Source organism: Streptomyces sp. NPDC054796, from assembly GCF_053611545.1.
In genome coordinates this window covers 16,562-30,467 of sequence record NZ_JBSHAO010000058.1, presented here as the reverse complement: position 1 = coordinate 30,467, position 13,906 = coordinate 16,562, and the positions used below count along the sequence as shown (strand labels likewise).

At 73.6% G+C, this 13,906-nt stretch carries 12 protein-coding genes; 4 read left to right on the top strand and 8 right to left on the bottom strand.

All coding sequences use genetic code 11. From position 1 onward, the window contains the following. The first annotated feature begins 13 nt into the window (after positions 1-13). Together ACWGJ2_RS33320 and ACWGJ2_RS33315 are read left to right on the top strand one after the other, a co-directional pair. Positions 14-169, top strand: coding sequence for a hypothetical protein (locus tag ACWGJ2_RS33320; protein WP_453350055.1), 156 nt, complete (start codon positions 14-16; stop codon positions 167-169). Positions 170-337: 168 nt separating this feature from the next. Beyond that, a complete protein-coding gene (locus tag ACWGJ2_RS33315; RefSeq protein WP_453350072.1) occupies positions 338-598 on the top strand; it encodes a DUF4190 domain-containing protein in 261 nt (86 codons plus the stop codon). A 4-nt stretch (positions 599-602) separates the two neighbouring features. Here ACWGJ2_RS33315 and ACWGJ2_RS33310 read toward each other — a convergent pair whose 3' ends face one another. The 6 genes from ACWGJ2_RS33310 to ACWGJ2_RS33285 form a co-directional block, all read right to left on the bottom strand. Then, positions 603-2,363 (bottom strand): ABC transporter ATP-binding protein, encoded by a 1,761-nt coding sequence (locus tag ACWGJ2_RS33310; RefSeq protein ID WP_453350071.1) that lies wholly within the window; start codon positions 2,361-2,363, stop codon positions 603-605. Between the two features lie 480 nt (positions 2,364-2,843). Further along, entirely contained in the window at positions 2,844-3,821 is a 978-nt protein-coding gene (gene egtD, locus ACWGJ2_RS33305; RefSeq protein ID WP_453350054.1) for an L-histidine N(alpha)-methyltransferase, read from the bottom strand. Next, complete coding sequence (gene egtC, locus ACWGJ2_RS33300; RefSeq protein ID WP_453350053.1) at positions 3,818-4,612, bottom strand: ergothioneine biosynthesis protein EgtC; 795 nt, start codon at positions 4,610-4,612, stop codon at positions 3,818-3,820. Before egtC ends, egtD begins: the two co-directional genes overlap by 4 nt. Next, positions 4,612-6,048 (bottom strand): ergothioneine biosynthesis protein EgtB, encoded by a 1,437-nt coding sequence (gene egtB / locus ACWGJ2_RS33295; RefSeq protein ID WP_453350052.1) that lies wholly within the window; start codon positions 6,046-6,048, stop codon positions 4,612-4,614. The genes egtC and egtB overlap by 1 nt, the downstream gene beginning before the upstream one ends. A gap of 157 nt (positions 6,049-6,205) precedes the next feature. After that, positions 6,206-7,429: an ergothioneine biosynthesis glutamate--cysteine ligase EgtA gene (egtA, locus tag ACWGJ2_RS33290; RefSeq protein ID WP_453350051.1), complete on the bottom strand. Its 1,224-nt coding sequence runs from the start codon at positions 7,427-7,429 to the stop codon at positions 6,206-6,208. A gap of 374 nt (positions 7,430-7,803) precedes the next feature. Further along, a complete protein-coding gene (locus ACWGJ2_RS33285; RefSeq protein ID WP_453350050.1) occupies positions 7,804-9,408 on the bottom strand; it encodes a purine-cytosine permease family protein in 1,605 nt (534 codons plus the stop codon). Between the two features lie 261 nt (positions 9,409-9,669). Between ACWGJ2_RS33285 and ligD the strand changes: the two genes are divergently transcribed. Further along, a complete protein-coding gene (ligD, locus tag ACWGJ2_RS33280) occupies positions 9,670-10,551 on the top strand; it encodes a non-homologous end-joining DNA ligase (RefSeq protein ID WP_453350049.1) in 882 nt (293 codons plus the stop codon). A 95-nt stretch (positions 10,552-10,646) separates the two neighbouring features. Beyond that, positions 10,647-11,579 carry a phosphatidylinositol-specific phospholipase C gene (locus tag ACWGJ2_RS33275; protein ID WP_453350048.1) on the top strand — a complete coding sequence of 311 codons (933 nt, stop codon included), beginning with the start codon at positions 10,647-10,649 and terminating at the stop codon, positions 11,577-11,579. Between the two features lie 10 nt (positions 11,580-11,589). Here the strand turns inward: ACWGJ2_RS33275 and ACWGJ2_RS33270 are convergent, their stop codons facing one another. Continuing rightward, positions 11,590-12,780: a serine hydrolase domain-containing protein gene (locus tag ACWGJ2_RS33270; RefSeq protein ID WP_453350047.1), complete on the bottom strand. Its 1,191-nt coding sequence runs from the start codon at positions 12,778-12,780 to the stop codon at positions 11,590-11,592. A gap of 159 nt (positions 12,781-12,939) precedes the next feature. Then, the gene (locus ACWGJ2_RS33265; RefSeq protein ID WP_453350046.1) at positions 12,940-13,848 is read right to left on the bottom strand and encodes an NAD(P)-dependent oxidoreductase; all 909 of its coding nucleotides are present in this window, start codon (positions 13,846-13,848) and stop codon (positions 12,940-12,942) included. Positions 13,849-13,906 lie beyond the last annotated feature (58 nt).

Below are 13,906 nucleotides of genomic sequence, written 5' to 3'. Positions count from 1 at the left end.
AGAAAGGCCGCACATGATCTTCCTGGTCGCCGCGTTCCTCCTGCTGGGACTCCTGGTGGGCACCGCGGCACACATTCCGGTCACGGCCACCGTCGTCGCGGCGACGGTCATCGGCTGCTGGCTGCTGGTCTTCGCCTTCCGTGAGCGCAAGCGCCGTCAAGGGAGCTGACAGGACATGAACGCCACGAACACCCTGATCCGTCCCCGGCCCCGTCCCGACGAGGACGTGTTTCCGGACGACCGCCAGGACACCCGGCGCCCCGAGGGGCGCGGGCGGGAGCACGACGGCCCGCAGGAGCCGCCCCGCGAGGCCGACGCCGGCACCGGCACCGGCTCCATGGAGCGCGGCAGCGGCAGCGGCACGCGCGAGCCCGACAGCATGGCCGTCGCCTCCTTCGCCCTGGGGCTGACGGGGCTGCTCGTCTTCAACGTCGTCCTGGGTCCCATCGCCATCGTGCTGGCCGGTCTCGCGCTGCTGCGCGGCACCGCACGCCGTGGACGCGCCCTGTTCGGGCTGGGTCTCGGCGTCGCCGATCTGATCGTCCTCGCGACGGTCGCCGGCGCCGACTCCACCGTCTCCTGGAGCATCGGCGGCTGACGGCTCAGACCGTCGTGCCCTCCGCGTCCTGAGCGCCCTCCGTGCCTTCAGGGCCGGAGGGCGCCGACGCGAGGAACTGCGTGGCCGCCAGCTCCGCGTACAGCGGGTCGGCGGCCACGAGTTCCGCGTGGCTGCCCACGGCCCGTACCGCGCCCGCGTCCATCACCACGATCCGGTCGGCCATCGTCACCGTGGACAGCCGGTGCGCCACGACGAGGACGGTCGTGGTCCGCGCGACCTCGGCGACGGTGTCCCGCAGCGCCGCCTCGTTCACCGCGTCGAGCTGCGACGTCGCCTCGTCGAGCAGCAGCAGCCGGGGGCGGCGCAGCAGGGCGCGGGCTATCGCGACGCGCTGGCGCTCGCCGCCGGACAGCTTGGTGCCCCGGTGGCCCACCAGGGTGTCGAGGCCTTCGGGCAGGCGTGCCACGAGGCCGTCGAGCCGGGTGGTGCGCAGTACCTCGCGCACCTCCTCCTCGTTCGCGACGGACGTGCCCAGCAGCAGGTTCTCGCGCAGCGAGCCGGAGAGCACGGGCGCGTCCTGCTCCACATAGCCGATGGCGGCGCGCAGTTCGGGGATGTCCCACTCCTGGACGTCACGGCCGTCGAGGAGTACGCGCCCGCCTGTCGGGTCGTAGAAGCGCTCGATCAGCGAGAAGACGGTGGTCTTGCCCGCACCCGACGGGCCGACGAAGGCCGTCATCCCGCGCGGCGGCACGGTGAAGGTGACGCCGTGGTGCACCGGGGGCAGCCCTGGCGCGTAGCGGAAGCGGACGTCCTCGAAGGCGAGCGCGGCGGGCGGGGACCCCGGCGCGGGCAGCGGCGCGGCCTCGCTCTCGGGTTCGGCGGGGAGCCGCTCGACCTCCTGGATGCGGGCGATGGCCGCCGCGCCCACCTGATACTGCGTCACGGCGCCCACCACCGACTGGATGGGCGACATCAGATAGAAGACGTACATCAGGAACGCAACGAGCGTCCCGACGTCGATGGCGCCCGTGGCGACCCGCGCGCCGCCGAAGCCCAGCACCGTGAGGAACGCGATCTGCATGGACAGGCCCGCCGTGTTGCCCGCGATCGCGTTCCACTTGGCGGCCCGCACACTCTGCCGCCAGGACTCCTGGGCCGCCGCGTGCACGTTGTCCCGCTCGCGGTGCTCGGCGCCCGACGCCTTCACCGTGCGCAGGGCGCCGAGGACGCGCTCCAGCGCAGCGCCCATCAGCCCTACCGACTCCTGGGCGCGCTTGCTGGCCCTGTTGATGCGGGGCATGATCACGCCGATGACGGTTCCGGCGAGCAGGATGACGCCGCAGGTCACGCCGAGCAGCGGCAGGTCCACGACCGCCATCATCACGAGCGTGGCGAGCAGCGTGAGCCCGCCCGTGCCGACGCCGACGAGCGAGTCGGTGGTCACCTCGCGCAGCAGGGTGGTGTCGGAGGTGATCCGGGCCATGAGGTCGCCGGGTTCGCTGCGGTCGAGGGCGCTGACGCGCAGGCGCAGCAGATACGAGGCGAGGGCGCGCCGTGCGCCGAGCACCACGGACTCCGCGGTACGGCGCAGCACATAGCCGCCCGTCGCGCCGAGCGCGGCGTTGGCGAGCACGAGCCCGGTCATCGCCAGCAGGGTGGGCGCGAGGGCGCGGTCGTGGGAGAGGTCGTCGATGAGCTGCCGCGCCACGAGGGGGAGCGCCAGCCCGGTGCCTCCGGTGACGAGCGAGAGCAGCGCTCCGACGAGGAGGGCGCCGCGGTACGGGCGGACGTATCCGAGCAGGACCCGCCAGGCGGGCGGGCCCTCGGCGGGTGCCTTCTCGTCGGACGGGGCTTCGGTCGCCGGGGCCGGGGCGGCGGACTCCCCCGCCGGAGCCTCCGGTTCCGGCTCCGGTTCCGGCTCCGGCCCCTGCGCCCCGGACGGGTCGGGTCTCCCGGACGGGTCGGGCCCGGCGGCGGCAGCGGTGGTGTCAGCGGTCACGGCGTTTCCCCCAGAACGGTGATGCGGCCACGTGTGCGGCCGTACTCCATCCTGCCTCGCCCGCGCCCCGAGCGGAGCGCGGGGCCGGTCCGGTGCGCGGACCACACCGCCCCGGCCGTCGTGACGGCCCGTCAGCCCGCACCGGTCCGGCCACGGGCCCGGTGGCCGGACCGGTGATCGGCCCAGGCCGTCGGGCAGGGCGGCGCCCTGGTCACCGGGCCGTGCCCGCGGGGCCGCCGGTCTCAGCGGGCCCCTCGCCCCGGGGCCCGTCCAGGGAATCGCTCAGACCGGGACGGCCAGCAGCAGCGCGAAGTCGCCCGCGGGATCCGTCCACCAGCGCCGCACGCCGAACCCGCCGCGCTCCAGCTCCGCGACGAGCGAACCTCGGCGGAACTTGCAGGAGATCTCCGTCAGCAGCTCCTCCCCCTCCTCGAAGCCGGTGCTCAGGTTGAGCGCGGGCAGCGCGACGGTCTGGGCGCGGCGGGAGCGCAGGCGCATCTCGATGCGTTCCTCCTCCGCGTTCCACACGGCGCGGTGGTCGAAGGCCGCCGGGTCGAAGTCGGCGCCCAGCTCGCGGTTGAGCACGCGCAGCACGTTCTTGTTGAACTCGGCGGTGACGCCGCTCTCGTCGTCGTACGCCCGCACGAGCACCCCGGGGTCCTTCACCAGGTCCGCTCCCAGCAGCAGCGCGTCGCCCGCGTCGAGACGTTCGCGCAGGGCCGCGTAGAAGGCGGGCCTGGCCTCGGTGTCGTAGTTGCCGAGGGTGCCGCCGAGGAAGGCGGCCAGGCGGGGCGAGCCGTCGGACGGCGGCAGGAAGGGGTCGGTGTCGAGGTCGGTGACGACGGCGTCGATGCGCAGCTCCGGGTAGTCGGCGCACAGCGCGTCGCCCGCCTCCTGGAGGGCTTCCGCGCTCACGTCGAGCGCCGCGTAACGGCGCAGCGTGCCGTGCTCCGAGAGCGCGTCCAGGAGCAGCCGTGTCTTGCGCGAGGAGCCGGAGCCCAGCTCGACGAGGGTGCCCGCGCCGGTCCGTGCGGCGATCTCGGTGGCCCGGCTGCGCAGGATCGCGTGCTCGGCGCGGGTCGGGTAGTACTCGGGCAGCTCGGTGATCCGCTCGAACAGCTCGCTGCCCCGGCCGTCGTAGAACCACTTGGGCGGCAGTGTCTTGGGCTCGGCGGTGAGCCCCTTGAGCGCGTCGTCGTGCAGTGCCTGCGCGAAGTAGCCGGGCGGCAGGCGGCGGGTGAGGGCGAATCGGCCCGTCATACGGCGGCGTTCCTCTCGGTGGGGAGGGCGAGGGAGGTGACGGTGATGTCGGAGCGGGTGGCCAGCAGGACGGAGTCGGCCCGGACCTCCCGCCAGCCGTCGGCGGCGTCGGGCTCGGAGGCGACGAGCACGCTGCCGGGGCCCGAGCGGTGGAAGAGGGTGTCGCCGCAGCGGGTGGCCGCCACGGTGTGCCCGTCGGACAGCAGGAAGTTGAGCCGGGCCCCAGGACGTACGGCGCGCACGCGCCGCGTCAGATGGGCCAGCGCCTCGCCCGGCGGCTCTCCCGCGACGAGCCGCGCGTGCAGCAGCGCCCACAGCAGCGCGGAGTCGCAGCGCGACTCGAGGCCGAGGAGGGTGGCCGCGTCCAGGCGGATGCCGAGGTCATCGGGGAGCCGCTGCCAGTCAGGGACGGCGCCGTTGTGGCTGAACAGCCAGGGCCCGTTCGCGTACGGCGCCGCTGCCGTCTCGTCCTGCGCCGTGCCCGCCGTCGCGTCGCGGACGGCGGCGACGACTGCCGTGCTGTGCAGGGCGCGGGCCAGGTCCGGCAGGTTCGGGTCGGCCCAGATGGGGACGGCGCGACGGTAGCGCGCCGGCGGGGCGGCGCCGTCACCGTCCGGGCCCTGCGCCGGGCCGCGCTGCGGATACCAGCCGAGGCCGAAGCCGTCCGCGTTGACGGTGCCGTGGCGCTGTCTCCGGGGCGCCCACGACTGCTCGTACAGCCCTCGCGCCGGTTCGGTGACGAGGGAGGCCAGCGAGACGGGCGGCCCGAGGTAGGCGAGGTGACGGCACATCAGCCCGCCTCCCCGACGGAACGCGCCGTGCGGAAGCCCGCGAAGATCTGGCGCCGCACGGCGTGGTCCCAGTTGCGGAACGTGCCCCTGCACGCGACCGCGTCCGTGCCGAACGAGCCGCCGCGCAGCACCTTGTAGCCGTCGCCGAGGAAGACCTCCGAATACTCGCGGTAGGGGAACGCCGTGAAGCCCGGATAGCCGGTGAACTCCGAAGCGGTCCACTCCCACACGTCCCCGAGCAACTGCCGCGCCCCGCACGGCGCGGCCCCTTCGGGGTAGGCACCGGCGGGGGCCGGGCGCAGGGAGCGCTGGCCCAGGTTGGCGTGCCGGGGCTCCGGGTCCCGCTCGCCCCAGGGGTGGCGCAGCGACGCGCCGGTCGCGGGATCGTGGCGGGCGGCCTTCTCCCACTCGGCCTCGGTCGGCAGCCGCCGCCCCGCCCAGCGCGCGTACGCGTCGGCCTCGTACCAGCACACGTGCACCACCGGTTCACCGGCCGGTACGGGTTCGGTGTGCCCGAAGCGGCGGCGCGTCCAGGTGCCACCCGTGCCGCCCGTTCCGCCGGGGCCACCCGTGCCGCCCTCGCGCTTCCAGAACAGCGGGGCCTCCAGGCCCACTCTGCGCGCGTACTCCCAGCCCTCGGGCGACCACCAGCGCGGGTCGCGGTAGCCGCCGTCGTCGATGAACTCCTGGTAGGCGCCGTTGGTGACGGGGACGGTGTCCAGCCAGAAGGCGGGCACGTCGACGGGGTGGGCCGGGCGTTCGTTGTCGAGCGCCCACGGGTCGGTGCTGGTGCCCATGGTGAACACGCCGCCGGGGACGAGCACTTCGCGGGGCAGCGCGGCCACGTCGGCGGGCTCGGGGCGTGGCGGCTCCTCGCCCGTCAGCACGGCGGGGCCACGGCGCAGCTGGTGGGTGGCGAGCATGGTCTCGTCGTGCTGCTGCTCGTGCTGGGCGACCATGCCGAAGACGAAGCCGCCCGCGAGGAGCGGGCCGCCGTCGGCCGGTGCCCGCTCCAGCACCTCCAGGACGCCCGCGCGCACCTCGGCGACGAAGGCGCGCGCCTCGTCGGGCGGGAGCATCGGGAGCGTCGGGCGGTCGGCGCGCGGGGTGCGGAAGGCGTCGTAGACGGGGTCGAGTGCGGGGCGCAGCCCGGGGCCGCCGCCCGCTTCGCGCAGCAGCCAGATGTCCTCCTGGTTGCCGATGTGTGCCAGGTCCCAGACGAGCGGGGACATCAGCGGGGAGTGCTGCGCCATCAGCCCGTCCTCGTCCAGGCAGTCGGTGAGCGCGAGGGTGCGCTCGCGCGCCCGCTCCAGCGCGGCCCTGGCCCGCTCGCGGGCCCCCTCACCGAACTCGCCGGACTGGGCGGACTGGACGGACTGGGCGGGGGACGCTGCGGTGAGCGGTGCGCTGCCCTGGGCAGAGGTGTGCTCGGCCATCGGGTGTGCTCCTCGGATCGTCGGTCGGCGCGCGCCTCGCTGGCGCTCGGGAGGGGTCCGGGGTCGGTGGACGACGTGACGGCTCCGCGTACCCGGCCGGTACGGCACGTACGGCGCGCGCTCGGCGCGCGTACGGCACCGCACCGGCCGGGGCCCGTCACCGGCTCAGGGCGTCCAGTCGGTCGTGGGCGGGGCAGCGGCCGCGTTCGGAGTACCTCTCGGCGAAGCCGGTGACGGCACGGTGCAGCGCGCTGCCGGGGTCGGTCCTGGCCAGTGCCTCGGCCGACGCGGCGACGCAGTCGCGCACGGCGGGTCCCAGCAGCGGGTCCGCTGGCCCGAGCCGGGCCGCGCGCAGCCACAGTTGGTCGGCGTCCTCAAGGTGTTCCGTCGCAGCCCAGGCGGCCTCGGCGGCACGCGGGTCGTTGAGCAGCGTGGCCGGTACGGCGGTCGCCACGATCCAGTCGTCGCTGTCCTGTGCGTCGATCATCCGCAGTTCCAGCCAGCCGCGCGGGCGCACGGGCGGGAACAGGGTGCCCAGGTGGTAGTCCAGATCGTCGCGGGTGGGCGGGCGTTCGCCGCCCCCGCCGCGCAGCCAGGAGCGGAACGTCAGCCCCGTCGGCGCCGTCCAGTCGGCGGGCGGTTCCCTGCGCAGGCACATCAGGTCCGCGTCGAGCGCGTAGCGCGCCCATCTCTCGCGGGGGTCCCCGTCCGCGCGTGGCGGATGTGTACGGCCCGGATCGGTCTGCGCCCAGACGCTCTGCCGGGTGGAGACCCAGCCGGTGGGGCGCGACTGCCGTACAGGGGAGTTGGCGAACGCGGCGACGAGGACCGGGCCCAGCCGGTGGGCCAGCCGCCAGCGGTGGCGGTAGCCGGTGGTGCCGCCGGAGTCGTCGCCCGCGTCCAGGCTGACCTGGACGGCGGCAGTCGCCCGCATCATGGTGCGGCCCGAGGGGCCACGGCGGTCGAAGTGCGCCTCCATGGCGCGGTAACGGGGATGCTCCAGCACGCGGGGCGGAGTGAGATACGGGTGCAGTCCGCACCCGTAGAGCAGGGCTCCCGCCTGTCCGACGCGCTCACGCAGCACGGCGACGTCGGCCGCCGCCGCGGTGACGCACTCGGCGAGCGTGTCACCTGGTGGAGTGCTCAGCTCCAACTGCCCGCCGGGTTCTCGGGTCAGCCTGCTGCCGCCTGGCAGACCCCCGGACGGCCACAGGGGCGCGAGTGCGCCGGTGAGCCGGGCGAGCGGTACGGGACTGGTGGGGTCGGAGCGGTCACGGACGAGCCATTCCAGTTCCACTCCCACCCGGCGCGGCGGGCCCGTCTTGAAACAGATCCCGCCGACGTAGGCTTCCGCCTCCGCCTCGTCCAGTGTGGCTTCCATGGCGCGCCTCCTCTCGCATGTCGCGCGGCCGTCCTCCGCGGGGTTTCCCCAGGGGCGGCGGGCGCGTCATCCCTCCCCCGGGATCGGGCACCCCAAGAGCTTGGTGGCGCCCCCCGCCTCCGCGCAAGACCGCCCCCGAGGGGGATCCCCGAGCGGCGGGCGCGGTGACGGTGCGGGGTTCCCCCGGGGGGCGGTGCCCATGCGTGGGGGCCGCGCGGGGGCCGCTCAGGCGCGCGAGAGTGGCGGCCCGGCACGTGTGTGCCGGTCACCGTGGTGGTGACCGGCACACGGGCGCGGCGGGGCGCGGTCCGGGGCATCGCGATGGGCCTGCCCACGGGCCCGGTCCGAGGAGGCCCGGTCCGGCCCGAGGACGCTCAGTCCGAGGAGGACGGCGAGGCGGTCCGGGCGGCCGGATCGGAGACGGCCGCGGGCTCCTCCCCCCGCGCGGGCACGGGCGCGGGCGCGGAACCGCCCGCCGACGCACCCACGCCCGCAGCCGCACCCGCCGACGAGTCCGCCGCCGCGCCCTCGCGGGGCCTCGGCAGCAGCGCGAAGACGGCCGCCGCGATGACGATCGTCGCGGCCCAGCCCAGCCCGTTCTCGCCGACCCAGGTGGTGGCGAGCGGCCCGGTGAACCAGTCGACCTTCGTGAAGCCGATCCCCGCCGCCAGCGCCACGGCCCAGGCGGTCATGGCCTGCCAGCAGAAGCCGCCCGCGTACCAGTAACGGCTCGTGCGGCCCGTGTCCATCAGCCCCTCGGCCTCGTACGGCACCGCCATCGTGCGGCGTCGCAGCATGTCCACCCCGTACACGCCGACCCAGGCGGAGAAGGAGACCGCGAGGAGGGTGAGGAAGGTGATGAAGGAGCCGTAGAAGCTCTTGGCCACCAGCATCAGCAGCAGCCCGCCGACGAGGCTGATCACCGCGTTGACGCTGACGGCCCACGCGCGGGGCAGCTTGACGCCCATGGTCTGCGCGGTGAAACCCGCCGAGTACATCGAGAGGCTGTTGATCAGCAGCATGCCGACGACCGCGGTGACCAGATACGGCACCGAGAGCCACATCGGGAGCACGTCGCCGAGGAAGGAGACGGGGTCGCTGGTCTTGGCAAGGCCCGGCGTGGCCACCGCCATCACCCCGCCCATCAGCACCATCGGCACGAACACGAGCGCGGCGCCGGAGACGGTGGTGGTGACGATCCTCCCGCCGGGCGCGGTGCGCGGGAGGTAGCGCGCGAAGTCCGGGCCGGTCGGGATCCAGCTGATGCCGCCCGCCGCGATGGTGCCGATGCCCGCGATCATGAGCGCGGTGCTCCCGGCGGGCCGGTCGAAGACGGCGCCCCAGTCCACGGTGCTGACGAGATAGCCGAGGACCAGCACGCTGAACAGCCCGAAGAGGTACGTCGACCAGGTGTTGCAGAGGTTCAGCACCTTGCGGCCCATGCCGCTGACCACGAACGTCGCGCCGACGAAGAGCAGCAGGGTCACGACGATCAGCGGGGTGCTGCTCCGGATGCCGAACAGCAGGTCCAGGACGGTCAGGACGGCGTACGCGCCGGTGACCGCGTTGATCGTCTCCCAGCCGAAGCGGGCGACCCACAGGATCATGCCGGGGAAGTAGTTGCCGCGGACGCCGAACGTCGCGCGCGAGAGCATGGCGCCCGGCGCGCCGCCCCACTTGCCGGAGAGGGAGAGCAGGCCGCAGAGGCCGAAGGAGACCGTCACCGCGACCACGGCCGCGAGCAGGACCTGCCAGAAGTTGAGGCCGTTGAAGACGACGAGCCCCGCGCCCATGGTCAGCAGCAGCACACTGATGTTGGCGGCGACCCACGTCGGGAAGAGTTCGCGGACCCTGCCGCGGCGCTCGTTCTCCGGCACCGGCTCGATGCCGCGGGTCTCGATGGTCTCGTCGGTCTCGGCCGTCGCGGTGGTGGCCGCTGTGGTGGTGGCCGGTGTGGTCGCGTCGGGGGCGTCTGCCATGAGGATGGGCTCCGTGCGGTGGGTCAGGCGCGATAGTGCGTCGTTGCAACGCCCTGATCAGGAACGCGAGGGACTCTACGCGCGTTGCGCGGGACCGCTCCATCGTACATTGCTCCAGCGAACACCCGATACCTCTTGTAGCTTCCCACGAATCCGCCTACGGGTCCGTCTCGGGGCCGCCCTCGCGCGAACGTTCCCGTGCGGCCGGAACGATCCGTCAGGCCCCGTTTACCGGCGCCCGTCGCGGCAACCCGTGGCGGCGTGAACGACGTGGAGATCACCAGGCCGGACAAGGTGCTGTTCCCCGACGACGGGATCACCAAGAGCGAGCTGGCGGAGCACTACCGACGAGTGGCGCGCAGGGCCGTGCCCCGGCTGCGGGGCCGCCCGGTGATGATGGAGCGGCACCCGGACGGCATCGGCGGCAAGCCGCTGATGCAGAAGAACGCGCCGGACTACTTCCCCGACTGGGTCCACACCGCCGTGCTCCCCAAGGAGGACGGCGAGGTGCGCCACGTGGTGTGCGACAACGCCGACACGCTCGTGTACCTCGCCGGGCAGGCGTGCGTCACGCTCCACCGCTGGCTGTCCAGGGAGGACCGCCCGCACCACCCCGACGTCCTCGTCTTCGACCTGGACCCCAGCGGCAAGGCCGGGTTCGAGGACGTACGGTGGTCGGCGCGCTGTGTGAGCGGCGTACTGGAGGAGGTGGAGCTGCCCACCCTCCTGATGACCACGGGCTCCCGCGGCCTGCACGTGCTCGCCCCGCTGGACCGGAACGCGGACTTCGACGCGGTGCGGGACTTCGCCCGCCGCGTCTCGGCGCTCCTCGTCCAGCGCAACCCGGACCGGCTCACCGACGAGCCCCGCAAGGCCAAGCGCGGCGACCGCGTCTATCTGGACATCCAGCGCAACGCCTACGCGCAGACCGCCGTCGCCCCCTATTCCGTACGCGCGAAGCCGGGCGCCCCGGTGGCCGTGCCCATCGGCTGGGACGAGCTGAACGACCCGGATCTCACCCCCGGCCGCTGGACGGTGCGGAACCTGGAGGAGCGGCTGAAGGGCGCCGATCCGTGGGCGCGTTCGCATGTGCGTGGTCGCTCGCTTCGCGCCGCCGACCGCCGCTTGCGGGCCCGTATGTGACGAGCCGGAGGCGGAAGCGGGAGCGACGGCCGGCGCGGCGCGCGGGCGGGAGGGCGTCTGGTCAGTGAAGGCCAAGCGTGCTTCGATGCGTTCCCATGACGATCGAACGGCGGAGTTTTCTGCGAGGGGCGGTCGCCGTTCCGGCCGCCGGAGTGCTGTCGGCGGGCGCGGTGGGAGCGGCCGGCGCTGTGGGAGCGGCCGGTACGGCGACGGCGGAGGCGGCCCCCGCGGCGCTGCCCGCACCCCCGGAGTGGCTCTCGGGCCTCCCCGACGACACCCCCGTACAGCGGCTGACGCTGCCGGGCACGCACAACTCCGGCGCGCGGCACGGAGGCCCCTGGACCGAGTGCCAGAACACCTCCATCGGCACGCAGTTGGAGAGCGGCATCCGCTTCCTCGACATCCGCTGCCGTGCCTTCGAGGGCTCCTTCGCCATTCACCACGGCGCCTACTACCAGCACCTCAACTTCGACGACGTCCTCGGCTCCTGCCGCGACTTCCTGTCCCAGCACCCTTCCGAGACGGTGCTGATGCGGGTGAAGCAGGAGTATTCGGAGGAGAGCGCCGAGGAGTTCCGCGGGCTCTTCGACGGCTATCTCGACGGCAAGGGCTGGCGTTCCCTGTTCCGCCTGGACTCCACCCTGCCCGCGCTCGGGGAGGCACGGGGCAAGGTGGTGCTGCTCGGGGACTCCGACGGGCTGCCGGGAGTGCGGTACGGGAGCGCGGAGCTGTTCGACATCCAGGACGAGTACATGGCCGAGCCGGGCCGCAAGTACGAACTGGTGGCGGCCCACTTCCGGAAGGCCGTCGACTCCCCCGGCAAGCTGTTCACCAACTACGTCAGCACGGCCGCGCTGCTCCCGCCCCGCTCCACCTCGGACACGCTGAACCCGCGCGTCAAGGCGCTGCTGTCCGGCGACGAGGGCGGCGGCTGGAGCGGTCTGGGCATCGTCCCCATGGACTACCCCAACGTCAACGGCATGGCCGAGGCCCTGATCCAGCACAACGCGGCACTGGCCAGGGCCTGAACGGTGCTGGTCAGCGGCCGAACGCGGCGAAGGTGAGGTCGCCGATCACCCGGTTCATGTTCTGGCCCTTCGCGTCGGTGCCGTTGACGGAGGCGACGAGGGTGCGGGACAGCTCGCGGGTGGCGGCGATCACGGTGTTGTAGCCGTACCGTCCGCCGGACTTGCCCCACACCACGCTCCCGTCGGACAGTTCCAGGCGCGTCAGGCCCGCGCTGTATGCGGCGGGCTCGCCGCTGCCGTGCGTCCTCACGCCCTCCGGGACCGTGAACATCTCGCGCAGTTGCGGCTCCGGGACCACCCGGCCGCGGAAGAGCGCCGTGAGGAAGCGCTCCAGATCGGCCGTGGTCGAGATGATGTCGCCCGCCGCCCAGCTGCTGGAGGAGTTCCACTCGGTGACGTCCCTCAGCTCCGTGCCACCGCCGTCGGTGGCGACGGACTGATAGCCGCGGTTGTGCGGCCCGTGGATACGCGGGTCGGTGCCGGGGACGGAGGTGTGCCGCAGGCCGAGGGGGCGCAGCACGCGACGTGCGACCTCGTCCGCGTACGTGTGGCCCGTGCGCTCCTCGATGAGGAGGCCCAGCACGGTGTAGTTGATGTTGAGGTAGTGCTGCTCGGCACCGGGTGCGAACTCCGGCCCCTTGGCGACCGCGGAGGCGACGGTCTCCCGCGGTGTGACGGTGTCGAAGCGATGGGCGTAGGCGTCCTCGAAGGTGTCGCCGGGTCCGTCGGCCGGCTGGATGCCGCTGGTGTGGTTGAGCAACTGCCGCACGGTGACGGGCTCGAAGGTGCGCGGCAGCAGGTGCGGCAGATAGGTCTGTACGGGCCGGTCGAGGTCGATCCTGCGCTCCGCCGCGAGCTGGAGGACGACGGCCGCGGTGAAGACCTTGGTGGTGCTGCCCACCCTGAACCTGCCGTGTTCCAGGGCCGGTCTCTGGGAGCCGAGCGCCGCGACGCCGCTGCTCCCGCGCCAGTCGCCGCCCGCGCCCCCGACCCGTACCAGCGCGGCCGTCGCCTCCTCGTCCGGCAGCCCGGCGATGGCGGCGCGCAGCGCGGCGGCGTCGGGCGCCGGGTACGCCTGGGTGGACGCCGCCCCCGCGTCTCGGGTTCCGGTTCCGGGTGCGGCCAGCGCCGGTGCGGCGGGTCCGAGGACGAGGACGGCGACGAACGCGGCGGCGAGGGCGGTACGGGGACGTGCGGGCATCGTTGCTCCAGAAGGGAAGGCAGTACGACCGCCTCCACTCTGCGACCCCCGCCCGCCCACCCCGTCATCCCTGCGAACGCTTCCCTACCCTGGCCTTTCTCGGGGCCGACGGGCGCTCCCCACCGGGGAGTTGTCGGGGTACGGGTCAGGGGCCCGGGGTCAGCGTGGGGCGCGCATGCCGTCGATGATGCGGGTCCAGTTGTCGCCGCCGTGCCCGTCCTCGATCGCCCGCCGGTAGTGCGCCTGGACGGCCTCCGCGAGTGCGAGATCGAGACCGAGCGCGGCACTGGTCTCCACGATGTGGTCGGAGGTCGCGCCCATCATCGTGACGGTGCTGAGGTCGCCCGGATGCTCCCCGGCGTCCATGGCCGCACCGGGTGCCTCCTCCCCCGCCCTCATCATGGCGCCGATCGAATCGGTGAGGGAGAGCAGCTCCGGCAGCGCCTCCTGGGCCTTCATGCCCGTGCTGCCCAGCATCGCGGTCGCGTGCATCAGCCCGGACAGCGTGGTGAGGAACACCGCGAGCTGCGCCTGGTACATCATCTGGGCCAGCCCGTGGTCCTCGCCCAGATACCTGGGGGAGCCGAGCAGCGCCAGCGCCTCCCGGTGACGCTCCATCACCTCGGAGGGGCCGCTGTAGTAGACGAGGGACGCCTCCGTGCCGACCATCGGCGCCGGCGCCATGACACCGCCGGTGAGGAAGGTGGCGCCGTGGCCCGCCGCCCAGGTGGCCGCCTCGCGGGTCCGGTCGGGCGTGTCCGAGCTGAGGTTGACGAGGGTGCGGCCGGTGAGCGGCCCCGTGACGCCGCCCAGGATGTCGTACATGGCCCGGTAGTCGGTGAGGCTGAGAAGCAGCAGATCGCTCGACGCGACCGCCTCGGCGGGTGAGGCCGCGCGCGTCGCTCCCTCGGCGACGACTCCGTCCGCGCGGGAAGGGGTGCGGTTCCAGACCGTGACAGGGTGCCCCGCGGCCAGGAACGTGCGGGTCATCGCCTGACCCATGGGGCCGAGCCCGATGACGGTGACAGGTCTCTGCTGACGGGAGGCTGTGGTGTGTTGTCCGTTCACCCCTCCATGCTCGGAGCGCACGGCTAACCTCGGAAGTACCCACTTATTACTGCGGTAC

Excerpts from the sequence above, each read along its gene's own strand:
- ACWGJ2_RS33315 (WP_453350072.1), top strand. The coding sequence starts at position 338 with ATGGAGCGCGGCAGCGGCAGCGGCACGCGCGAGCCCGACAGCATGGCC.
- ACWGJ2_RS33285 (WP_453350050.1), bottom strand. The coding sequence starts at position 9,408 with ATGGCAGACGCCCCCGACGCGACCACACCGGCCACCACCACAGCGGCC.
- egtC (WP_453350053.1), bottom strand. The coding sequence starts at position 4,612 with ATGTGCCGTCACCTCGCCTACCTCGGGCCGCCCGTCTCGCTGGCCTCC.
- egtB (WP_453350052.1), bottom strand. The coding sequence starts at position 6,048 with ATGGCCGAGCACACCTCTGCCCAGGGCAGCGCACCGCTCACCGCAGCG.
- ACWGJ2_RS33270 (WP_453350047.1), bottom strand. The coding sequence starts at position 12,780 with ATGCCCGCACGTCCCCGTACCGCCCTCGCCGCCGCGTTCGTCGCCGTC.
- ACWGJ2_RS33320 (WP_453350055.1), top strand. The coding sequence starts at position 14 with ATGATCTTCCTGGTCGCCGCGTTCCTCCTGCTGGGACTCCTGGTGGGC.
- egtD (WP_453350054.1), bottom strand. The coding sequence starts at position 3,821 with ATGACGGGCCGATTCGCCCTCACCCGCCGCCTGCCGCCCGGCTACTTC.
- ACWGJ2_RS33275 (WP_453350048.1), top strand. The coding sequence starts at position 10,647 with ATGACGATCGAACGGCGGAGTTTTCTGCGAGGGGCGGTCGCCGTTCCG.
- egtA (WP_453350051.1), bottom strand. The coding sequence starts at position 7,429 with ATGGAAGCCACACTGGACGAGGCGGAGGCGGAAGCCTACGTCGGCGGG.